At 60.0% G+C, this 22,131-nt stretch carries 16 protein-coding genes; 10 read left to right on the top strand and 6 right to left on the bottom strand.

Features of this window, described 5'->3' with window-relative positions:
* Positions 1–2: 2 nt before the first annotated feature.
* The 3 genes from AC6CIA_RS00470 to AC6CIA_RS00460 all read right to left on the bottom strand — a co-directional run bounded on the left by AC6CIA_RS00470 (position 3) and on the right by AC6CIA_RS00460 (position 2,945).
* Positions 3–815, bottom strand: coding sequence for a crotonase/enoyl-CoA hydratase family protein (locus AC6CIA_RS00470; protein WP_498310126.1), 813 nt, complete (start codon positions 813–815; stop codon positions 3–5).
* 119 nt (positions 816–934) lie between these two features.
* Positions 935–2,239, bottom strand: a complete 1,305-nt coding sequence (locus AC6CIA_RS00465) for an ATP-binding protein (RefSeq protein ID WP_498310125.1) — start codon at positions 2,237–2,239, stop codon at positions 935–937.
* Positions 2,240–2,243: 4 nt separating this feature from the next.
* Positions 2,244–2,945 (bottom strand): response regulator, encoded by a 702-nt coding sequence (locus AC6CIA_RS00460; RefSeq protein ID WP_339531232.1) that lies wholly within the window; start codon positions 2,943–2,945, stop codon positions 2,244–2,246.
* 174 nt (positions 2,946–3,119) lie between these two features.
* On the opposite strand from AC6CIA_RS00460, the gene AC6CIA_RS00455 reads away from it, so the two are divergent.
* The 3 genes from AC6CIA_RS00455 (at position 3,120) to AC6CIA_RS00445 (ending at position 8,253) form a co-directional block, all read left to right on the top strand.
* Positions 3,120–4,289, top strand: a complete 1,170-nt coding sequence (locus tag AC6CIA_RS00455; RefSeq protein ID WP_498310124.1) for an efflux RND transporter periplasmic adaptor subunit — start codon at positions 3,120–3,122, stop codon at positions 4,287–4,289.
* 6 nt (positions 4,290–4,295) lie between these two features.
* A complete protein-coding gene (locus AC6CIA_RS00450; RefSeq protein ID WP_498310123.1) occupies positions 4,296–7,394 on the top strand; it encodes a multidrug efflux RND transporter permease subunit in 3,099 nt (1,032 codons plus the stop codon).
* 394 nt (positions 7,395–7,788) lie between these two features.
* Positions 7,789–8,253 carry a hypothetical protein gene (locus tag AC6CIA_RS00445; RefSeq protein WP_498310122.1) on the top strand — a complete coding sequence of 155 codons (465 nt, stop codon included), beginning with the start codon at positions 7,789–7,791 and terminating at the stop codon, positions 8,251–8,253.
* 66 nt (positions 8,254–8,319) lie between these two features.
* Here AC6CIA_RS00445 and AC6CIA_RS00440 read toward each other — a convergent pair whose 3' ends face one another.
* Both AC6CIA_RS00440 and AC6CIA_RS00435 read right to left on the bottom strand, forming a co-directional pair.
* Positions 8,320–10,584 carry an autotransporter outer membrane beta-barrel domain-containing protein gene (locus tag AC6CIA_RS00440; RefSeq protein WP_498310121.1) on the bottom strand — a complete coding sequence of 755 codons (2,265 nt, stop codon included), beginning with the start codon at positions 10,582–10,584 and terminating at the stop codon, positions 8,320–8,322.
* Positions 10,585–10,862: 278 nt separating this feature from the next.
* The gene (locus AC6CIA_RS00435) at positions 10,863–14,114 is read right to left on the bottom strand and encodes a hypothetical protein (RefSeq protein WP_498310120.1); all 3,252 of its coding nucleotides are present in this window, start codon (positions 14,112–14,114) and stop codon (positions 10,863–10,865) included.
* 270 nt (positions 14,115–14,384) lie between these two features.
* On the opposite strand from AC6CIA_RS00435, the gene AC6CIA_RS00430 reads away from it, so the two are divergent.
* The 7 genes from AC6CIA_RS00430 to AC6CIA_RS00400 all read left to right on the top strand — a co-directional run bounded on the left by AC6CIA_RS00430 (position 14,385) and on the right by AC6CIA_RS00400 (position 21,597).
* Positions 14,385–15,419, top strand: a complete 1,035-nt coding sequence (locus tag AC6CIA_RS00430) for a LacI family DNA-binding transcriptional regulator (RefSeq protein ID WP_498310119.1) — start codon at positions 14,385–14,387, stop codon at positions 15,417–15,419.
* 70 nt (positions 15,420–15,489) lie between these two features.
* Positions 15,490–16,272: a sugar phosphate isomerase/epimerase family protein gene (locus AC6CIA_RS00425; protein WP_498310118.1), complete on the top strand. Its 783-nt coding sequence runs from the start codon at positions 15,490–15,492 to the stop codon at positions 16,270–16,272.
* The gene (locus AC6CIA_RS00420; RefSeq protein WP_498310117.1) at positions 16,265–17,209 is read left to right on the top strand and encodes a sugar kinase; all 945 of its coding nucleotides are present in this window, start codon (positions 16,265–16,267) and stop codon (positions 17,207–17,209) included. The genes AC6CIA_RS00425 and AC6CIA_RS00420 overlap by 8 nt, the downstream gene beginning before the upstream one ends.
* 58 nt (positions 17,210–17,267) lie before the next feature.
* On the top strand, positions 17,268–18,569 hold the full coding sequence (locus AC6CIA_RS00415; protein WP_498310116.1) for an MFS transporter: 1,302 nt from the start codon (positions 17,268–17,270) through the stop codon (positions 18,567–18,569).
* Positions 18,566–19,543 (top strand): 2-hydroxyacid dehydrogenase, encoded by a 978-nt coding sequence (locus tag AC6CIA_RS00410; protein WP_498310115.1) that lies wholly within the window; start codon positions 18,566–18,568, stop codon positions 19,541–19,543. The genes AC6CIA_RS00415 and AC6CIA_RS00410 overlap by 4 nt, the downstream gene beginning before the upstream one ends.
* 150 nt (positions 19,544–19,693) lie before the next feature.
* The gene (locus AC6CIA_RS00405) at positions 19,694–21,121 is read left to right on the top strand and encodes a nucleobase:cation symporter-2 family protein (protein WP_498310114.1); all 1,428 of its coding nucleotides are present in this window, start codon (positions 19,694–19,696) and stop codon (positions 21,119–21,121) included.
* A gap of 8 nt (positions 21,122–21,129) precedes the next feature.
* Complete coding sequence (locus AC6CIA_RS00400) at positions 21,130–21,597, top strand: LEA/WHy family protein (RefSeq protein ID WP_498310113.1); 468 nt, start codon at positions 21,130–21,132, stop codon at positions 21,595–21,597.
* 249 nt (positions 21,598–21,846) lie between these two features.
* On the opposite strand, the gene AC6CIA_RS00395 is transcribed toward AC6CIA_RS00400, so the two are convergent.
* The gene (locus AC6CIA_RS00395) at positions 21,847–22,101 is read right to left on the bottom strand and encodes a hypothetical protein (RefSeq protein WP_084376820.1); all 255 of its coding nucleotides are present in this window, start codon (positions 22,099–22,101) and stop codon (positions 21,847–21,849) included.
* Between the last annotated feature and the right edge of the window lie 30 nt (positions 22,102–22,131).

Genomic DNA, 22,131 nt, shown 5'->3' with positions numbered 1-22,131 from the left:
GATCAATCCACAAATTCGGGTTTCTGCTTGCTCATATGGGCCGCGATGGCCACGCGCAGGTCGTTGGATTGCAACATAGCTGCGTTCCAGGTGGCAACGTATTCCAGACCGTCATTGATCGTATGGTCACGCATGTAGCTGATCATGGCCTTGGTGCCGGTCACGGCAATCGGCGATTTGGCGGCGATCTGCGCAGCGATCTCCAACACCCCGGCCAGCAGGCTTTCGTGGTCGGCAAAGGTGCGGTTGACCAAGCCGATGCTGCGCGCTTCTTCGGCACCGAAAGTACGCCCGGTGTAGGCCAGCTCGCGCAACATGCCATCGCCGATGATGCGTGGCAGGCGTTGCAGGGTGCCCACATCGGCGGCCATGCCAATGTCGATTTCCTTGATCGAGAACTGCGCGTCGGCGGCGGCATAGCGCATGTCACACGCGCTGATCAGATCGATGGCACCGCCGATGCAGTAGCCCTGGATCGCCGCCAGCACCGGTTTGCGACAGTTGTCGACGGCATTGAAAGAGGCTTGCAGCTGCAGGATCTTGCGCCGCAGCAGTCGGGCGTTGCGCCCCACATCCGGGCCTAACTCATTGGCCACCGAGGCCAGCATCATCAGGTCGATGCCGGAAGAGAAATGTTTGCCGGCGCCACTGAGCACCACCGCCCGCACCGCGTCGGTGTCTTCGATCCATTGGAAGATATCAATGATTTCGCTCCAGAACGCCGCGTTCATGGCGTTGATCTTTTCCGGGCGATTGATCTGCACATGGGCGACGTTGCCGTTGAGTTCGACGACAAAGGCTTGGTATTCGGACATGGCAGTGATCCTTGACTGGCGACTGATAAGGGCCGAACTATACCAAGGGAGTATGACGCGGGGTAAGGCTGCGCTTGTGCCAAAGGCGGGACTGGAATGAGCTGTAGGTCTTCGACACGCTACAGCTTCTGGCTGGGCAACCACAACCGAAACCGCGCGCCACCCAACGGCGAGGCCTGCGCCGTCAAGGTTCCACCCTGCGCCTCCAGCGCGCGCCGACTGATCGCCAGGCCCAGGCCAAAGCCGCCGGTGGAACGGTCTCGGCTGCGATCCAGCCGGTAGAATGGCTCGAAGATCCGCTCACGCTGGTCCTCCGGGATCCCGATGCCGTCGTCATCGACCCAGATCTCACACCCCTCGCCACACACCTTGACGCCCACCTGAATCCGTCGCTCGCAATAACGCGTGGCATTGCGCAGCAGGTTTTGCAGGGCTCGGGCGGTCAGGCGTGGATCGAGGGTGAAGCGCTCCACCGCACAGTCCAACGCCACGTCGATGACGATTTCGGGGTTCTCCAGCTCATCGTCGACACTGCCTAAAACGCTGTCGATAAACTCATCCAGCACCACTTCCACCTGCTCGGGCAGTTGCGCCGGATTTTGCAGGCGACTGTAAGACAGCAACTCCAGCACCAGATCATCCAGCTCGCGAATATGCGCAATCAACCCTTGCAGGCGTTCGCGGCTGGCCGCCGGCAGGTCTTCGGACAGCGCCAGGGCCAAGCCGAAGTCCAGGCGCGTCAACGGCGTGCGCAGTTCATGGGACACCGCGTTGAGCAGGTCTCGCTGCTGGGTGAGTAACTGTTCGATGTCGTTGGCCATGGTGTCGAACACCGCCGCCAGGCTGCCGATATTGGAACTGGGAGGAATCTGTGTGCGCGCATCCAGGTTGCCACGCCCCAACTGCGCGGCGGTCATCTTGAGCCGCTCCAGGTCACGCCAGTGCGGCCTGAGCCAGACCAGCAGGCAGGCCAGCAACGCCGCACCGATCAGCACGTTCATGCTCCAGTACAACAGGTTCATGTCCATCGGGTCCGGCGGGATGGTCAGTTTCACCACCCACTGCGCGTCGAGCGGCGAACTGACTTCTTCCATCCAGCCCCACTCCCCCAGGCGGATTACCGATTTGCCCTGCGCCAGCAACTGTTCCTCGGCCGGGGTATAGCCGGCCTCCGGGCGATGCAACAACTGCACCTTCAACGGCGCGAAATCCTTGATCAACTGGTCAGTGACCTGTGGCCACTGCTCCACCGCAACGCTGTGATACTGCTTGACGATCAGCGCCTGCAAGCCACGGGATTGTTCGATGTTGTAGTTCATGTAGCGATGCTGGAAGACCTCGATGATGCCCTTGGGAATCAGGAAGGTGGCCGCGCTGTAGGTGACAATGGTCAACAGATAGAGACGAAAAAGGACTCGGAACATGCTGTCAGCATTCCCACTCGGAGCGGCTGAACAGGTAACCCTTGCCCCAGACCGTCTTGATTTTACGCGCCTCGCCGGCATGGTCGTCGAACTTGCGGCGCAACTTTGAAATAGCCACATCCACCGAGCGATCGGTGCCATTGAACTCGATGCCGCGCAGGCGCTGCAGGATCTGGTCGCGACTGAGGACTTCGCCGGCGTGGCGCGCCAGGACCACCAGCAGATTATATTCGCCGCTGGACAGCTCCACGGGCTGTTCACGCCAGGTGACGGAACGCTCAGACAAGTCGATGCACAGGTTGCCGATCACGACCCGGTCGTTGGCCACTTGGGGTTCGGTGAGGCTGCTGCGCCGCAACAAGGTTCGCACGCGTGCCAGCAGGACCCGCGGCTCACAGGGTTTGGTCACGTAGTCGTCGGCGCCCATTTCCAGGCCCAACACCTGATCGTGACTGTCATCACGCGCCGTGAGCATCAGGATCGGCAGGCACGCCGAGTCGGCCCGCAGCAACCGGCACACTTGCAGGCCGTCGAGGCCCGGCAACATCAGGTCAAGGATCACCAGGTCCGGCGGATTCAGCCTGGCGCGCTCCCGCACGTGATCACCGCGACTGAGCACGCTGACGTGATAGCCGTTGCGCTCCAGGTAACTGGCAATCAACTCGGAAAGTGCGGCGTCGTCTTCGACCAGGAGGATGTTGGGCATGGTGTTTCCAAAAAGTGCGGTTTCGAGGTGTAACAGTTTGGCGGCAGGTAAGGATATACGCCCATGCGACGGCGTGGGTCGCACCTTACATTTCTTCACATACCCGCTACACAGCTTCACAGCACGTGAACGTGGGGGCCCGTAGGATGCGTCAGTCAATATTGGGATATGAGCATGTCGAAGAATCTGTTTGCGCCGTTTTGCCTGTTGGCACTGACATTGGCCTTGAGTGCGTGTGATAACTCGGCAGGTGACGCGGTGGAAATGCCGCGGGTCAAAGTCCGCGTCGAAACCCTGGAAGCCAGGCCGCTGTCCATCAGTACCGAACTGAGTGGCCGCATCGCCGCCCCACGCATTGCCGAAGTGCGTGCGCGGGTGGCCGGCGTGGTGTTGGAGCGGGTGTTCAAGGAAGGACACGACGTCAAACAGGGCGATGTGTTGTTCCGTATCGACCCTGCGCCTTTCAAAGCCGACCTGGACAGCGCCGAGGCCAATTTGCGCAAGGCCCAGGCCAATGCGTTCCAGGCCAGACTGCAAGAACAGCGCTACAGCCAGTTGGTGGAAGGCAACGCCATCAGTGCCCAGGATTACGACAACGCCCGCGCCGCCGCCCGACAGACCGCCGCCGACGTCGCGGCCAATCAAGCGGCCGTGCAGCGGGCCAGACTCAACCTCGGTTATGCGACGGTGACCGCGCCCATTTCCGGACGTATCGGCCGGGCGCTGGTGACCGAAGGCGCGCTGGTAGGTCAGAACGAGACCACGCCACTGGCGGTGATTCAACAACTGGACCCGATCCATGCCGACCTTACCCAGTCGACCCGCGAACTGAATGATCTGCGTCGCGCCTTTCGCGCCGGACACTTGAAGCAGATCGGCCAGGACCAGGCCAAGGCCACGTTGATCGAGGATGATGGCAGCCTTTACCCGCTGCCGGGCACGTTGTTGTTCGCGGACATTTCCGTGGACCCCGGCACCGGGCAAATCATCCTGCGCAGCGAGTTTCCCAACCCGAACCTCGATCTGTTGCCCGGCAGCTTTGTCCGGGTGCGCCTGGAGCAGGCCGTCGACCCACAAGGTCTCAGCGTGCCGCAACGGGCAATCACTCGCGACAGCGCCGGTATCCCCATGGTGCTGCTGGTGGACGCCGAGCAAAACGTGATTCAGCAACCGGTGGAGCTGGGTTCGGTGATCAATGATCGCTGGATCGTCAACAGTGGCCTCAAGGCTGGCGACCGCATCGTCGTCGAAGGCCTGCAACATGCACGCCCCGGTGAAAAAGTACAGGTCGATGCCAGCCCCGAATCCATCGCCCAGACGCCTGGCCAGTCACCAAAGGGATAAGAAACAATGCCGCAGTTCTTTATTGACCGCCCGATTTTCGCCTGGGTGGTGGCCCTGTTCATCCTGTTGGCGGGGGCGTTGGCCATCCCACAGTTGCCGGTGGCCCAATACCCTGACGTCGCACCGCCGAAAGTCGAAATCTACGCCACGTATCCGGGCGCTTCGGCGCAGACCCTGGATGAAAGCGTGGTCAGCCTGATCGAGCAGGAACTCAACGGTGCCGATAATCTGCTGTATTTCGAATCCCAGAGCAGCCTCGGCAGCGCGACCATCACCGCGACGTTCCAGCCCGGCACGAACCCGGAAATGGCGCAAGTCGATGTGCAGAACCGGCTCAAGGCCGTTGAGCCGCGCCTGCCGCAAGCGGTGACCCAGCAAGGCCTGCAAGTGGAGAAAGTCTCCGCCGGCTTCCTGTTGCTGGTGACCCTGACCTCGAGTGACGGTGCGCTCGACGACGTCGCCCTCAGCGATTACCTGGCGCGCAACGTGATGAACGAGCTCAAGCGCCTGGACGGCGTGGGCAAGGCGCAGCTGTATGGCGCCGAGCGGGCGATGCGGATCTGGATCGACCCGCAAAAGCTGGTCGGTTTCAACCTGACCCCGGCGGACGTCAACGCAGCGATTGGGGCGCAGAACGCCCAGGTAGCGGCCGGCAGCATCGGTGACTTGCCGGGCACCAAGACCCAGGAAATCACCGCCTCGATTCTGGTCAAGGGCCAGCTCTCGACGCCTGCCGAGTTTGCCGACATTGTGCTCAAGGCCAACCCGGACGGCTCCACCGTGCGCATCGGCGATGTGGCGCGTGTCGAGATCGGTAGCCAGGAGTATCAGTTTTCCACGCGCTTGAACGGCAAACCGTCCACCGCGGTCAGCGTGCAGCTGTCGCCGGGGGCCAATGCGTTGAACACCGCGACGCTGGTGCGGGCGAAGATGGATGAGCTGGCGCGCTACTTCCCGGCCAACGTGGAGTACAAGATTCCCTACGACACCTCGCCGTTCGTCAAGGTCTCGATCACCAAGGTCGTCTACACCTTGGGCGAAGCGATGTTGCTGGTGTTTGCGGTGATGTTCCTGTTCCTGCAGAACATCCGCTACACCTTGATTCCGACGCTGGTGGTGCCGATTGCGTTGATGGGCACCTTTGCAACCATGTTGCTGCTGGGGTTCTCGATCAACGTGCTGACCATGTTCGGCATGGTGTTGGCCATCGGTATTCTGGTGGATGATGCCATCGTGGTGGTGGAGAACGTCGAACGAATCATGGTCACTGAAGGCCTGTCGCCCAAAGAAGCGACACGCAAGGCCATGGGGCAGATTACCGGTGCGATTGTCGGGATTACCCTGGTGCTGGTGGCGGTGTTTCTGCCGATGGCCTTCATGTCGGGCTCGGTGGGTGTGATCTATCAGCAATTCTCGCTGTCGATGGCCACCTCGATTCTGTTCTCGGCGTTTCTCGCCCTGACCTTGACCCCGGCGCTGTGTGCGACCTTGCTCAAACCCATCGCCAAGGGCGAACACCATGAAAAAGGCGGTTTTTTTGGCTGGTTCAATCGACGCTTCGATCGATTCAGCGATCGCTACGAAGGTTGGGTCGCGTATGCGCTGAAACGTTGTGGCCGCTACTTGCTGATCTATCTGGTGTTGCTGGTGGGGTTGGGGCTGCTGTTCAGCCGCCTGCCCTCCTCGTTCCTGCCGGTTGAAGACCAGGGTTACACCATCACCGATATCCAGTTGCCGCCGGGTGCGAGCAAGAACCGTACGGTGCAGGTCGCCGAACAGATCGAGGCGCACAACGCCGGTGAACCGGGCGTGGGTGACACGACGATGATCATGGGTTTCAGCTTTTCCGGTTCCGGACAGAATGCGGCCCTGGCGTTTACCACGCTCAAGGACTGGTCCGAGCGCGGCAACGACGACTCGGCGGCGTCGATTGCCGAGCGCGCCAATCAGGCGTTTAGCGAACTCAAGGATGCGCTGGCCTATGCGGTTCTGCCGCCACCGGTGGACGGCCTGGGCACCTCGAGTGGTTTTGAGTTCCGCCTGCAGGACCGTGGTGGAGTCGGCCATGCTGCGCTGATGGCCGCGCGCAACGAGTTGCTGGCAGCGGCTGAAAAGAGCCCGATCCTCGCCAACGTACGCGAAAGTGCCCTGGCCGAGGCCCCGCAAGTCCAGCTGGAGGTCGACCGCAAGCAAGCCAACGCTCTGGGTGTGTCCTTTGCCGATGTCGGCAATATTCTGTCCTCGGCGATTGGCTCGGCCTACATCAATGACTTCCCCAACCAGGGCCGCATGCAACGGGTAGTGGTGCAAGCCGAAGGCGATCAGCGCAGCCAGGTCGAAGACCTGCTGAAGATCCATGTGCGCAACAACGCCGGGAAGATGCTGCCGTTGTCGGCCTTCGTCCAGGCTCGTTGGGTCCAGGGCCCGGCGCAGTTGACTCGCTACAACGGCTATCCGGCCATCGCGATTTCCGGTGAGGCGGCCCCGGGCCATAGCACCGGCGAGGCGATGGAGGAAATCCAGCGTCTGGTCAGCCAGTTACCGGCCGGCCTGGGCCAGGAGTGGACCGGGTTGTCGTTGCAGGAGCGCTTGTCCGGCGCCCAGGCACCGCTGCTGCTGGTGTTGTCGCTGCTGATCGTATTTCTGTGCCTGGCGGCGCTGTATGAGAGCTGGTCGATTCCGACCTCGGTGCTGCTGGTGGTGCCATTGGGGGTGTTGGGCGCGGTGCTGGCAGTGACCTTGCGTGGCATGCCCAACGACGTGTTCTTCAAGGTCGGGCTGATCACCATCATTGGCCTGTCGGCGAAAAACGCGATCCTGATCATCGAGTTCGCCAAGGACCTGTATGACCAGGGCGAAGACCTGATCGACGCCACATTGAAAGCCGCACGCCTGCGCTTGCGCCCGATCATCATGACCTCGCTGGCATTTATCCTGGGCGTGGTGCCGTTGGCGATTGCCACTGGCGCCAGTTCGGCCAGCCAGCAAGCGATTGGTACCGGGGTGATTGGCGGGATGATCACCGCGACACTCGCGGTGGTGTTTGTGCCGGTATTTTTTGTGGTGGTGATGAAGCTGGTGCGCAAACCCAGCGCCACGCAGTAAATGGAGCGTGCTTGCTCGCGAAGAACCTCAACGATTACGCGTGCATTGTGAATAAACGCGGCGCCTTTGAGTGGTTCGCGAGCAAGCTGGCCACTACCAAAGGTTTGCCGGTATTAGTCTAAAAAAGAATTAAAAGCGCTTTCTTAGACTGTCATTCTTCACAGTAGACATGATCGTGAAGAAGCGTCTAATACCGTCAAGCCCGCCGGCCAGCGAAACCACTACCTTTAGTGGTCAAGCCGATGCTTGCGGTGTTGAATCAGTCATGAATCGCGGCCTTCGTATACTGTTAGTTCTGACAGTATACAGCGCGAGCCCTCTGCTATTTCATGGCTCCTACAGAGTTGATGATGCCTCTGTTCCGCGCACAATCATCAGTGAAGGAGAAGCGATCATGCCCGCCCAACAGCAACTACTCACGTTCGCGCAGCAAAGAAAATTGCGACCCAAGCGACTCATGGCGACAGGTACATTCGATGCGCGAATCGATTTGACCGCTGTTATCTTTCAGACAACGACCTTGAAGCACAACTTTGAACGCAAGGTTTACAACGTTGAAGGCCGACACGCTGATAACTCAGTGAGCCTGAAAGAGCTACATATCCAGATTCCCGAAAACGTTGCTGTGGGCCAGGTCATAAAACTCGAGGAACAAGAGTTTACGGACCTCAAAGTCTGGTATTCGGTGACTTCCCTGCCCTCGACTCATTACACAGTGCGCTGCATCGAGGGGACCTTGACCATTGAACGGATGCCCCCCGGCGTCCTCGAAATCAGCGGCACGCTGCATGGCGTCACTGATAAAAGCCCCGAAGGGATCGCTCATATCGTGGATGTCGAGTTCGACCTGACCAGTTGATCGCTTATGCAAGACCCAAAAAAACGCCCGTATCTCTCGATACGGGCGTTGTTGGGTCACGGATATTTACCAGGCGTAGCGAACGCCTATGTTGGCGCCCCAGGGTTGTTCAACCTTGCCGCCGCTGCTGTGCTCGAGGTCGGCATGCAGTTGCAGGTTTTGCGACAATTTCACCGCCACGCCTGCCCCGAATTCAGCGCGAGAGCCAGACAAGTCATTGTTGAACAAATTGCTGTTCACCTCGACCTTATTGTTGTTGGCAAACTCGTGCACCATCGCCGCACGCAGATAGGGCTGGACCACACTACCGCTGTCGAGCTGGATGTCACGCCCGATGGTCGCGCCAGCCTTGGCCATGATTGAACGGGTCCGTTCGCCCTTGGCTTGCAGGCCATTGTCCAGGCTGTAATTGGCTCCCTGGATCACCACGGTGGAGATCTGTGCGTAAGGTTCGACAAAGAAGCCATCGTCCAGTTTGATGTTACGACCGAACTCGGCCGACAAGCCGCCACCGGTGTTGTTGTACTTGCCCTTGGAGGTGGTGCCGTCACTCAGGCCTACCTTCGACTCATTGTGGAATCGGTTGAGCTTGGCCACCGCGTCGAAATACAGACCGCTTTCCTCATCCATCCAGGTTGCGTAGGCACCCAGGTAGTAGCTCTTCACGTTACCGGATGTACCGCGCTTGAGGTCCAGGGCAGAGGTACTGTGACCAGCCATTACACCCACCAGCCACTGGCTGTCGGCCAACGGCATGTCAGCACCCAGGGTGAACCCCTGTTGGTTCTGGTTGTAACCGACACCGGTGCTGTCGGCCACCTTGTACTTGCTACCATAACCACGCACCCACACTCCCGCCTGGCCAGGTTCGAAGCGCAGTTCTCCCATACGGGTACGCAATGAAGTCGCTTCGCCGTACCACACCGTCGGGGCCGTGTTGAACAGGGCCATCACCGAGCGGGTGCCTGGGCTGATCACACGGTTGTTCGGGTCGAGGAACCAATCGCTGCCTTCCTGTTTCAGGCCGTAGGAATAGGCGCCCACGTCGACGACATCGCCCAGCAGGGAGAATTGCGCGTCACCGCCGCCGGTATGCACGATAAGGATCTCTTCCGGGTTGATCGGCTCCGCGCCGCTGGCAGCGAGCAGCAGGCTGTGATTACCCGTGGCCTCACCGCTGATATTCAGGAAATCAGTGATGCCACGGGCAAAATCGGTGCCCATGACGAAAGTGCCGTTACCGGCCAGGCTGTCCAGATCGAGTTGATAGAACGCATCGGCCTCACCAAATTTCACCGTACCGCCCGCCAGATTCAAGGCGCCCACCTGGCTGTCGCCGGTCAACTCCCAGTAAGACTGGTCGCCTACGTTCAGGCTGGTGACGTTCTGCATTTGGCCGGTCAGTCCGGCGTTGTTCTGCAGATTCAGATGCGCCGTGCTCCCTTCCTCGACGATTACGTTGCCATTCAAGCGGCTGTTGTCGACATTCATGGTCGCCAGCGCCCCGCCGTTGACTTCCAGCAACGTGCCGTTGCCACCGGTCAGGGTCGAACCGTTGTTTACATCGATTTCAACTTCCATGGCTTGGCCGGGATAACCGTTGACGGCAATGGCTGAACCGCTGCGGCCTTCGACACTGGAGTTGTCCAGCACCAGCTTGCCGACTTCGCCGATGCTCAGGTCGTTGGCCATCACCACGCCGTTCTTGCCACCGATAATGCTGCTCTGGCTGGCAGTCGCGGTCGCGCCATCAAGATACACGCCATAACTGTCGGCGCCGGTGCCCTCGACCAAGGTGTTCTGGTTGAAATGCAGCTCACTGTTGCCATACGCCATGGCCCCGCCGAGGACGCCGCGGATGCTGCTGTTGTAGACGTCGGCGATACCGCCCTTCTCCGAGTTGTGGTTCTGGAAGGCTTGCATCCCTACCGAGGTATTGCTGGTGATGCTGCTGTCGTGGATCACCGCAGTGCTATCGTCCAGGCGCACTGCACCAAACGTCGCGTGGTTCGACTCAACGGTGGCGCCGTTGAGGCTGACGGTGGAACCCTGGGTCGCACGGATGTCGTCGACCCTGCTGCCTGCGTTGACGATCAGCGCCGAATCATTGACCAGGATATGCTGGGCCCGGGCACCGTTGAGGGTCAGCTCGGAACTCAGGTCCAACTGCCAGTCATTCTTCACTTCGCTGGCATCAATGGTTTTACTTTCGCCAACCAAATGACCGGCTTGGGCGGTACTTTGAACCGCCGCAAACACGAGAAACGTAAGGGTTGGAACATTCATCATCTTGCTCAAGGGCTTGAGCTCGAAGTGGGTTAACACTGACATGGTGGTTCACTCTCTGGAATAGAGCCTTTGAAAACGGTTTGGCTCGTTCCCTTGGAATGAAGCCTTACCTGTAAGAGGCGCAGAGGTTACCCAGCGAACATACCAATGGATGTAGGAGTAATCCGAAGAGGCAGCACTAAAAGGCATTAGAGAGGACTGGAAAAAGAGACGAGCAATAAAGCAAACAAGTTAAACCCACCGGGAAAACAGATCGCGACTTTCAGATACACCAAAGGGAAGCCATGCTTCCCTTTGGTGTTTTGCGCATTGCGTGGTTTTTATAATGCAGGCACCCCGTCACAGAAGGAATCAGGCTTGGAGAACCCGGTGTACACCGTGGCCACTTCACCATTACCGGTTGCGCCGCCTGCTACGTTCGTGGCGTAGGTGATTTCGCAAGGTCCGAACGGCACCTGCGCCAGGAATGGACGGTAAGTGATTTCAACCTTGAAGCCGTTGAGCACATCAGCATCGGTCAAGGCGGCAGTGGTAATGACTTCCGTATATGGTCCTGGTGGAAGCCCCGGGTAATCGTTGCTGATAGTGATCGTGACATCCACCGTGTTACCCACCACCAGCCTTGGGTCGCCCGGGATGAAAATCTCGGCGTAAAGCACCGGTGGCGGCCCGATCGTGCGCACCTGCAACGACTCGCAGGACCACTCGCCCAACCCATCCAGATGCTCGTATTCGGCAGGCGGCAATATCACCGTCACGGCATCGATCACGTTGACCGTGGTCACCCCCGACGGGTTTTCGTTGGTGGTTCCAGGGCCCGTGACAATGTAGCTGACTGGCTGCGTGCCGTTGCCGCTACGGGCCACCACATCCCAAGGGATGGTGAACTCAAAGTCAGTGCCAGGCAACGTAGCGCCGATATTGAAAGGACCGACACGCTCCTTGATCGCGCCCCACAGCAGGTAGATGTCATTCTGAGGGTGTGGCAGCGCGGGAATGTCCCACAGTTCAATTTTGACAGTGACAGGCTGATTCGCGTCCTCAATCCGCAGCGTGTTCAACTCGGTGGCCGTCACCGCGCCAAACACACGCGCCAGTTCCAGCCCCGGGTTTTCGCTGCCCGGCGGAAGTATGACCGGAAGCACGGGTCCTTCCACCGACAAATCGAGGCGCAGGGGTTTATCCGGAGAGAGAAAAAATATGCCATTGCGGTCAATCCGGTAACGTACGTTCACCGCCTGAGGACCCAATGCAGCGGTATAGGCGGCCCGGATCGCGTCATTCATATTGTCGAAGATCACGTCAAAGCCGGTCAGTTCGGTGGATTGAGGGCCAAAGGGCAGCGCTTCCCACTGCACCTCGAACTTGTCCAGTCCTATGGCGTGTTCAAGGTACTCTTCAATGTGCAGCTCAATGCCCTGGACATAATCCGCAATGTCGAGCAAGTCATCCGTGCTACCACCCCGCGGGGCAGCCGCCAACGGCAGGAAAGGCGCCAGCGGCACCGGGTCGGCCAGCAGCGCGACGGTACGGTAATCATTGAACGAGGGGCGGCTTTCGTTACCTGCCCGGTCGGTGATGGTGTAGAGCAGGTAATACAGCCCACTCAGGAGTATCTGGTCTTTTTCCAGGAAAAACGTGGCCCCGGTTGGCAGCATCGGCACGCCTGCGCCACTCACCAGATTCTCTGGCCGTGGGTCCATCACCGGACCGAAGTAAATGTTAATCATGTCGCCCATTTCGTAGCGTCCCGGCTGGGGACTGAAGGTATTCGGCGGGATACCAAATTGCAGGCCGCCCTGATCTAACAGGAACGCATTGTCGATGACCGTGCCCGGTGGCGCATTGAGGAACTCCGGAACAGTCGGCTGCTCACGTGACGTCGCCACCGCATAGGGCGCAATGGTGTCGACGCGGAATGCGGCCGGGTTCGATTCATCGAAAGACGGGCCAGGCATGTTACCGGCTGCATTACGGTACTGCGTGGTCTTGAGTTCATAAAAACCATGTGCGAACTCGGGCGGTGGCGCAGCCACGAACTTGTCGACGATGGCCGGAACCGGGGCTACGTTGATCTGGGAGGCCGGCAAGAATGTGCTCCAGCTGGGCGGGCTGTCTGTCGTCGTACGGATTTCAATGCTGATCCAGTCAGTCGGCCGTGAGATGCCGCCGGTCCTGCACTCGACGGTTATACCCACCGGGGCAACGACCGCCGGAATCAGGCCTGATGAATCATCCAGCGCCTCTGCAATCGTGGGAGCACTAATAATCCGTGCGGACGCTGGCTCGGTAATGACGTTAGGTTTGCCGCTCATTTCAGTCTCTCCTTCCTTTACTGGGTTCAGGGGCTCAGGGCCATTACCGTCAATCCAACAATAAATTGGCTGGGGCGGCGGTGGCGAAACAGGCACCACGCGATCGAACTGCACAAACCTGGAGAAGGAGCGACCGATGATGACGCCTCCTCGAGACACCATGTAGCTCGCCTCTCCTCCCGCATTTTCTTTCAACGGGCGAATCAGGCGCTCGACATCGTTGATCCAGAAGGAGTATCCCGAGGCATCTGCCACCCCATCCCAGTAATGAACGAGTGTTTCAACGATGTTGGGGTCGGGATTGCCATCCGGGTATTGGCCGTAGCCCTGGAACCGCAGCGTGACCAGGTCGCCATGGGAAATGTCTGTATGGGACGAGATATGCACCTCGACCCCGAACCATATGGGCGGCTGGTTGCTACAGGTCATGAAGCCGTTCGGGTGCGACTCGGCTTGAGGGTAACTGGGTCGAGGATATTTGAGAGGTGGAAGACTGGTCTCCAGCCCTACCTGGGCCACCAGTGAAAACAGCGGATTCACGTTGCCGGCGCGATCTTTCAAACGATAAAAACAAAACAGCCACAGGGCACCGGGGAAACTGCGGAATACGTCGCTGGGCACCAAGACGAATATGCGTCCGGCAGCACTGATCAGCGGCGGCGACACCAGGGTGGGCGCGCCCGTCGGCAGCATATTCATGTCAGAGAAATACAGCATCACTTCGTCACCGATCTCGCGCCCAAGATAATCACCCGGGATTTCCATGGTCACCAGAGGATTGGCAACCAGGTAGGCTTCAGTGATCGGATCGATGGGGAAGATGGCCGGTGGCAGCACCGTGCTGCCGCCCGGCGCGTCGCGATCGATTCTGATCGTCACGACCCCTGACCTGTCGAAGACCGGGCTGTCCGACACATTTTTATGCACGCGAAATGAGAGGTCTACGATGGCGCTGCTCAGCAAAAATGATTGAGGAATCACCAGCGGGTAAGGAAAGTCGGCGGGAGTCAGCGGGTTGCGCAACAGAATCGGAGGCGCATCGACGGGACGGGCGCCCCGGACGTTCCACTCGAATACGACGAATTGGTCTCTGCCGGGAGTGGGTAAAAACGCCCAAGGCGTGTCCAGCGAAATCCGTAGATCACTGAAATTGAATTGGGCAGGCAGTAACCCGTCAGGCAACGTATCGACAACGCGGGGGGCCTCAATAACCAGAATGTCTGCCGGGCCGGAAGGTCCGTTCGCGTTTGTGCTCATCCAAACCTCCCGTAAGTCGCCGACGCTCTGCGTGCCGGAGCGTCGATTGATCAGCGTGCTTCAGGCTGTGTTGGAGCAATTGAATACCTCCTTTCCCTATGCGGATACTGTCAGAACTAACAGGTACGCCGTCCGTTCGTCGGCTTCGCAGGCGGCGCCGTCCAGCGTTCGGTCAAGATTTTCTTGACGAATCGAGCGCTCTAGTGTTTTCTGAAACCGGTTTCAGCGCGATACACAACGCGTACTCATTCCAATAAGAAAGGCCTCGCCGTGACTTCATTTTCCGCCGCCCAGCGCAGCCGCGTAACCATGCTTGACGTCGCCGAGCGCGCCGGGGTGTCCAAAGCCAGTGTGTCGCGTTTTATCGGCGATGACCGTGCACTGCTCTCGGATGCCACCGCGCTGCGCATCGAACAAGCCATCGACGAATTGGGCTACCGCCCCAATCAAATGGCCCGAGGCCTGAAACGCGGACGCACCCGCCTGATCGGCATGCTGGTCGCCGATATCCGCAACCCTTATTCAATTGCCGTGATGCACGGCGTCGAAACCGCCTGCCGCAAGCACGGCTACAGCCTGGTGGTGTGCAACACCGACCGCGATGACGAGCAGGAACGCCAGCACTTGGCGTCGCTGCGCGCCTACAACATCGAAGGGCTGATCGTGAACACCCTCGGCCATCACCTCGAACAACTGCTGGAACTGCAACGGGAAATGCCGCTGGTGCTGGTGGACCGCAAGGTCGATGCGCTGCACAGCGATCTGGTGGGCCTGGATAACCCGGTGGCCGTGCGCATGGCGCTGGATCACCTTGAGAGCCAAGGTTATCGCGACGTGCTGCTGATCAGCGAAGCAGCCGATGGCACCAGCTCGCGACTCGAGCGAATGGACAGTTTCACGGCCGAGATCGGCCGTCGGCAACGCCTGCATGGCGCTGTGCTGGAACTCGGTCCTGACGTGAACAGCCGTCTGCGGGCGTTTCTCGCCGCTGACTCTACGGGTCCAAAAGCCTTGTTTTGCGCCAACGGCATCGCCACGCTGGCCTGCACCACCGCGCTGCGCGAACTGGGCTGCAGGTTGTTCGAGGACATCGGCTTGATTGCCCTCGACGACCTTGACTGGTACCCGCTGGTGGGAAGCGGCATCACTGCCCTGGCCCAGCCGACGGACGCGATCGGCGCCAGTGCCTTTGACTGTTTGCTCAAGCGTTTGCGCGGCAATGCCGAACCCGTCCGGACCCTGGACTTTCTGCCACAACTGATCGTCCGGGGCTCCACCCGGCTGCCACCCGAAGTCACCCCGTAGCGACGGCTGCGAGCGGCGTACATGGTCAATTTACAACAAAAAATGAAACCGGTTTCAGAGGTCAATGACAATGCATGAATATCCCGTTTCCATCAGCCTCTCCAGCTATGGCGCCGACGTGGTCCGCCAGCGTGGACAGCTGAGTTTCGTCGAACTGTTGGCCGCCGCTGGCGCCCGACGTATCGAGTGGCGTGAAGAACTGCTGACCACCGAGCAACCCGCCGAGCTGGCGCAGGCCGCGGCCGAGCATGCGCTGGAATGCGTGTTTTCCTCACCGCTGGAACTGTGGGTCGCCGGACGTGCCCAACCCAACGCCGAACTGGCCGCCACCCTGGATCGCGCCCAGGCCTTCGGTGCCCGCTGGCTGAAGGTCTCGCTGGGTTATTTCACCGACACCAACGACTTGCACAGCCTCGGCGCCCTGCTCAACCGCCACCCCGTTCGCCTATTGGTGGAGAACGACCAGACACTGCATGGGGGGCGTATCGAGCCGATGCAGCGGTTCTTCGACGAAGCCGAACGCTTGGCGGTACCGGTCAACATGACCTTCGACATCGGTAACTGGCAATGGCAGGACCAATCCGCGCTGACGGCGGCGCGGCTGCTGGGCCGTTATGTGGATTATCTGCACTGCAAGGCTGTGGCCCGCAGGGCTGACGGCAAGCTGGTAGCGCTACCACCGGGCGCCGTCGACCTGCATCTGTGGGAACAATTACTGCGCCACATGCCTCAAGGCATTAACCGGGCCGTGGAATTTCCGCTGCAAGGCGAAGACCTGGTCGCAATCACCGCACAGCAGGTCGCCGCCCTCACCCACCTTGGTCAACCCCGCGTGGAGAAAGCCCATGTCTGAGATCGATATCCTGTCGTTCGGTGAAACCATGGCGATGTTTGTCGCCGAACAAACCGGGGATCTGGCCCAGGTTGCCCACTTCCAGAAACGCATCGCCGGTGCCGACAGCAACGTAGCGATCGGCTTGGCGCGCCTTGGGTTCAAGGTGGCCTGGCTGAGTCGGGTCGGCAATGATTCACTGGGACGCTTCGTCGTGGATAGCCTGGAACGTGAAGGCCTGGATTGCCGGCATGTGGCGGTCGATCCGCTGCACCCGACCGGTTTCCAACTCAAATCCAGGGAGGAAACCGGCGAGGATCCCCGGGTTGAATACTTCCGGCGTGGCTCGGCCGCCAGCCATTTATCGTGCGACGCGATCCACCCCGAACTGCTGCGAGCGCGACATCTGCATGCGACCGGGATTCCACCGGCCCTGTCGGATGCCACCGCGCAACTGTCGCGCCAGTTAATGACGCAAATGCGCGAAGCCGGGCGCAGTGTGTCATTCGACCCGAACTTGCGTCCGTCACTGTGGGCCAACGAGCAGCAGATGGTTCGTCAAATCAACAGCCTCGCCTGTCTGGCGCACTGGGTGTTGCCGGGTTTGAGCGAAGGTCGCCTCCTGACCGGCTTCGATGACCCGGCGGATATCGCCGCGTTTTACCTCGATCAAGGTGTGGAAGCGGTGGTGATCAAGCTCGGTGCTCACGGCGCCTATTACCGTACCCGGCTGGACCAGGGCTTTGTCGCCGCGGTGCCGGTCACCCATGTGGTGGACACGGTAGGTGCCGGTGATGGTTTCGCGGTGGGCATGATCAGCGCCCTGCTGGAGAACCTCAGTTTTGCCCAGGCGGTGCAACGCGCCAACTGGATCGGCAGTCGCGCGGTGCAGAACCGTGGCGATATGGAAGGCTTGCCATCGCGTGCCGATCTGCCTTCCCTGCTAAAAGCCGGCTGACCCAAACCGAACCCCCGTTACCTGTTGCCACAACTACAACAAGCTCAGGAGCAACCTCATGCAAACGCCGAAACTCGCCACCCGTCGTTGGTGGTACATCATGCCGATTGTCTTTATCACCTACAGCCTGGCGTACCTGGACCGCGCCAACTATGGTTTTGCCGCGGCCTCCGGCATGGCCGAAGACCTGATGATCACGCCAGGCATGTCCTCCCTGCTGGGCGCGCTGTTCTTCCTCGGTTACTTTTTCTTCCAGGTGCCGGGCGCGATCTATGCCCAGAAGCGCAGTGTGAAGAAGCTGATTTTTGTCAGCCTGATCCTCTGGGGCGGCTTGGCGACGCTGACCGGCGTGGTGTCCAACGCCTACATGCTGATTGTCATCCGCTTCATGCTGGGTGTGGTGGAAGCCGCGGTGATGCCCGCCATGCTGGTGTACCTGTGCCATTGGTTCACCCGCGCCGAACGCTCTCGGGCCAATACGTTCCTGATCCTCGGCAACCCGGTGACCATGCTGTGGATGTCGGTGGTGTCGGGTTATCTGGTAGAGCATTTCAGCTGGCGCTGGATGTTCATCATCGAGGGCTTGCCCGCGGTGTTCTGGGCCTTTATCTGGTGGCGCCTGGCCGATGACCGTCCGGCCGATGCGAAGTGGTTGAGTGCCGGTGAGAAGCAAGACTTGGAAACCGCGCTGGCCGCTGAACAGGTGGGGCTCAAGGCAGTGAAAAACTACGCCGAAGCCTTTCGCTCGCCCAAGGTGATCATCCTGGCCTTGCAGTTCTTCTGTTGGAGCATTGGTGTCTATGGCTTTGTGCTGTGGTTGCCGTCGATCCTCAAGAGCGGCTTGCAGATGGACATGGTCGAGGCCGGCTGGTTGTCTGCGCTGCCTTATCTGGCCGCCGTGATTGCCATGCTTGGGGTGTCCTGGGGCTCGGACAAACTGCAAAAACGTAAACGTTTTGTGTGGCCGCCGCTGCTGATCGCTTCTGTTGCGTTTTATGGCTCATACCTGCTGGGTGTCGAGCATTTCTGGTGGTCATACACGTTGCTGGTCATCGCCGGGGCCTGCATGTATGCGCCCTACGGGCCATTTTTTGCCATCGTACCGGAGATCCTGCCGGCCAATGTGGCCGGTGGCGCCATGGCCTTGATCAATAGCATGGGCGCTTTGGGGTCGTTCGGCGGTTCCTATCTGGTGGGCTATCTCAACAGCAGCACCGGATCACCCGGTGCTTCGTATTTATTGATGAGCGGCGCGTTGCTGCTGTCGGTGATCCTGACGATCCTGCTCAAGCCCAACGCCGATCAGCCGGCGCGCCCGGCTCCATTGCGCACCCTTGATTTACAGGTGAAAAACCCATGAAAAAACATGTCGTGCTGTACAAAAAACTCTCCGCGCCGCTGATGAATCGCCTGCGGGACCAGGTCGAGGTGACGCTGATTGAATCACTCGACAACGGCGGCCTGGCGCACCTACGCGACGCGTTGCCCGACGCTCAGGGTGTGTTGGGCGCCAGTTTGCGCCTGGACGCCGAGCTGCTGGACCTGGCGCCCCGCCTGGAAGCGATCGCCAGCGTTTCAGTGGGTGTCGACAACTACGATATCGACTACCTGACCCGGCGCGGCATCCTGCTCAGCAATACCCCGGACGTGCTCACCGAAACCACCGCCGACACCGGCTTTGCGCTGATCCTGGCAACGGCGCGTCGCGTGGTGGAGCTGGCCAACATGGTGCGCGCCGGCAACTGGAACCAAAACATCGGCCCGCTGCATTTCGGCAGTGATGTCCACGGCAAGACCTTGGGCATCATCGGCATGGGGCGCATTGGCGAAGCGCTGGCGCAACGCGGGCACTTTGGTTTTGGTATGCCGGTGATCTATCACAGTCAGTCCCCCAAGCCTGCGGTGGAGCAACGTTTCGCGGCGGAATATCGCAGCTTGCCCGACTTGCTCAAAGAAGCCGATTTTGTCTGCCTGACCCTGCCGTTGACCGCGAAAACCCAAGGTTTAATAGGTGCCACGGAGTTTGTGCAGATGGGCCCGGAGACGATCTTCATCAATATTTCCAGGGGCAAGGTGGTGGACGAGGCAGCGCTGGTGCAGGCCCTGCAACAGCAGACGATCCGCGCGGCAGGCCTGGATGTGTTTGAGCGCGAGCCGTTGAATCACGACTCACCGTTGCTGCGTTTGAACAACGTGGTCGCGACGCCTCATATCGGCTCCGCGACCCATGAAACCCGGGAAGCCATGGCGCGGTGCGCGGTGGACAATCTGTTGGCGGCGCTGGCGGGAAAACGACCGCAAAATCTGGTGAATGAATCGGCCTGGCAGCCTTGATCCAGCGCCGCGCGGAGCAAGGGCCGCTCGAACAGGCCGGAGTGTTTCCTCCGCCTGCGGCTCGAAAGCCAGAAAAATATACTGCCACACTTCTGAGAGGGGGCGCTTTCTGGCATCCTGCGCCTCCATTTTCTGACCCGAGCACGTATTTTGTCTGACGCTCAAGCCCCTCGCCCCCGCTATAAATCCGACTTGATCTACGGTCTGGAGGATCGCCCGCACTTTACGGCGGCGATGTTTGCCGCGTTGCAGCATGTGCTGGCCAGCTTCGTCGGGATTATCACCCCGACCCTGATTGTCGGCGGCGTACTCGGCCTGGAAAGCGAAGTGCCCTATCTGGTGAGCATGGCGCTGTTCGTTTCGGGCCTGGGCACGTTTGTCCAGGCGCGACGCTTCGGTCCGGTGGGGTCTGGCCTGTTGTGCCTGCAAGGCACCAGTTTTTCGTTTATCAGCGTGATCCTCAGCGCCGGCTTTATGGTCAAGGCACGGGGCGGTGGCACTGATGAAATTCTCTCGACCATCTTTGGCATCTGCTTCTTCGCGGCCTTTATCGAGGTGGTACTCAGCCAGTTCATCGGCAAACTGCGCAAGCTGATCACCCCGGTCGTCACCGGCACGATCATTACCCTGATGGGCCTGTCGCTGATCAAGGTAGCCGTCACCGACATGGCCGGCGGCTATGGCGCCAGCGACCTCGGCGCCGCGGGCAATATGGGCCTGGCGGCATTGGTACTGCTGACGATCGTGGTGCTGAATCGCTTCGACAACCCGTTCCTGCGCCTGGGCTCGATTGTCATCGGCCTGACCCTGGGTTTTGTGGTGGCCTGGTGGCTGGGCCGCGTGGACCTGACCGCGCTGCCCGAGGTACCGTTGATCAGTGTGCCTGTCCCGTTCAAGTACGGGTTTTCGTTTGATTGGGTGGCGTTTATCCCGGTGGCGGTGATTTTCCTGATTTCGCCGCTGGAGGCGGCAGGTGATCTGACGGCCAACTCGATGATTTCCCAACAGCCGGTCAAGGGACCTTTGTACATCAAACGCATCAAATCCGGCCTGCTGGCCGACGGCTTGAATTCGGTGATGGCCGCCACGTTCAACAGTTTGCCGATGGTGACCTTCGCCCAGAACAATGGCGTGATCCAGTTGACCGGCGTGGCCAGTCGTTATGTGGCGTATTTCATCGCCGGCCTGCTGGTGCTGCTGGGCTTGTTCCCGATGATCGGCGCGGTGCTGCAACTGATGCCCAAGCCGGTGCTCGGCGGCGCGACGCTGATCATGTTCGGCACCGTCGCGGTGGCCGGGATCAAGATCCTCGCCGAAGCCGGCCTGCATCGCCGCAACGTGTTGATCGTGGCCATCTCGCTGGGGATGGGCCTGGGGGTTGCAGCGGTGCCGGAAGTCTTGCGCGAATTGCCCAAGGCGCTGCACAACATTTTTGAGTCGCCGATCACCGTGGGTGCATTCTGTGCGATTCTGCTGAACATTTTCCTGCCTGAAGAGTTCATAGAACTGGAAGAAGACGAATTTGAGCCGGAAGCCTCCACCCTCAAAGTGATGCAGGACCCGCAAGCCACGAAATAGGAAACTGTATGCGCAGACTGATTGGCCTGACCCTGTCCCTGGTATTGCTCAGCCTGAGCGCCTGCGCACTGTTCCCCAACCGCGACCCGCTGACTATCAATGTAGTGGGCATCGAGCCCTTGCAAAGCCAGGATCTGGAGGTGCGCTTCGCGGTCAAGCTGCGCGTGCAGAACCCGAATGAAACGGCCATCGACTACAATGGCGTGGCCCTGGATCTGGAGGTCAATGGGCGGCCGCTGGCCTCTGGGGTCAGCGATCAACAGGGCTCTATTCCACGCTTTTCCGAGACCGTGCTGAGGGTGCCCGTGAGCGTTTCAGCATTTTCGGTGCTGCGTCAGACCCTGGGCCTTAGCCAGACCCAAAGTTTGAACAACATGCCCTACGTGCTACGTGGCAAACTGGCCGGCGGGCTGTTCGGCACCCTGCGCTTTGTCGACCGTGGCACCCTGGATTTGCCCGACACCGCAACCTGGTAACACCCATGGAGCCTCTTGTGGCGAGGGGGCTCGTCCCCCGTTGGGCTGCGCAGCAGCCCTCAAACCTGCCACCCCGGTTTGACTGGACGAACGAGGAGGCCTTTTTGGGGCTGCTGCGCAGCCCAACGGGGGACAAGCCCCCTCGCCACAGAGGCGGTTAGCTGAACGGTATTCCGGCACCCCTTACCGCACTTCCGTGCGGACTCACCGCCGATGGTTCTGCCGCACGACGGTTGAGCAGCAAAGCGCTTACTTGCTAGCTGCCATCAGGCGATTGACTTCACTGCGCACCATGTTGGCAAACTCGGGTGGCGACATGCCGTCCAACTCCGAACGCACCCATTCGGCCCATTTACCCTTGCGCTTGGCGCGCTCGCCGAACAACCGCGCGCCCTCGCCCTTGGCTTTACCCAGGTTGCTTTGCCACAAGTCATACAGACGCGACTTTTCATCTTCAAGCGCAGCGCGCTCGGCAAGGGGCTTGTTGGCCAGATTGAAACTCATGTGGAATTACCTGCTGCACAAATATGCGAC

This window comes from Pseudomonas sp. GQ91 (assembly GCF_059758795.1).
Note: the sequence above shows the minus strand (reverse complement) of the source record. Positions and strands in the feature narration are given on the sequence as shown.

Excerpts from the sequence above, each read along its gene's own strand:
- AC6CIA_RS00455 (WP_498310124.1), top strand. The coding sequence starts at position 3,120 with ATGTCGAAGAATCTGTTTGCGCCGTTTTGCCTGTTGGCACTGACATTG.
- AC6CIA_RS00465 (WP_498310125.1), bottom strand. The coding sequence starts at position 2,239 with ATGTTCCGAGTCCTTTTTCGTCTCTATCTGTTGACCATTGTCACCTAC.
- AC6CIA_RS00435 (WP_498310120.1), bottom strand. The coding sequence starts at position 14,114 with ATGAGCACAAACGCGAACGGACCTTCCGGCCCGGCAGACATTCTGGTT.
- AC6CIA_RS00440 (WP_498310121.1), bottom strand. The coding sequence starts at position 10,584 with ATGTCAGTGTTAACCCACTTCGAGCTCAAGCCCTTGAGCAAGATGATG.
- AC6CIA_RS00445 (WP_498310122.1), top strand. The coding sequence starts at position 7,789 with ATGCCCGCCCAACAGCAACTACTCACGTTCGCGCAGCAAAGAAAATTG.
- AC6CIA_RS00460 (WP_339531232.1), bottom strand. The coding sequence starts at position 2,945 with ATGCCCAACATCCTCCTGGTCGAAGACGACGCCGCACTTTCCGAGTTG.
- AC6CIA_RS00420 (WP_498310117.1), top strand. The coding sequence starts at position 16,265 with ATGTCTGAGATCGATATCCTGTCGTTCGGTGAAACCATGGCGATGTTT.
- AC6CIA_RS00470 (WP_498310126.1), bottom strand. The coding sequence starts at position 815 with ATGTCCGAATACCAAGCCTTTGTCGTCGAACTCAACGGCAACGTCGCC.
- AC6CIA_RS00450 (WP_498310123.1), top strand. The coding sequence starts at position 4,296 with ATGCCGCAGTTCTTTATTGACCGCCCGATTTTCGCCTGGGTGGTGGCC.
- AC6CIA_RS00415 (WP_498310116.1), top strand. The coding sequence starts at position 17,268 with ATGCAAACGCCGAAACTCGCCACCCGTCGTTGGTGGTACATCATGCCG.
- AC6CIA_RS00410 (WP_498310115.1), top strand. The coding sequence starts at position 18,566 with ATGAAAAAACATGTCGTGCTGTACAAAAAACTCTCCGCGCCGCTGATG.
- AC6CIA_RS00400 (WP_498310113.1), top strand. The coding sequence starts at position 21,130 with ATGCGCAGACTGATTGGCCTGACCCTGTCCCTGGTATTGCTCAGCCTG.
- AC6CIA_RS00425 (WP_498310118.1), top strand. The coding sequence starts at position 15,490 with ATGCATGAATATCCCGTTTCCATCAGCCTCTCCAGCTATGGCGCCGAC.
- AC6CIA_RS00395 (WP_084376820.1), bottom strand. The coding sequence starts at position 22,101 with ATGAGTTTCAATCTGGCCAACAAGCCCCTTGCCGAGCGCGCTGCGCTT.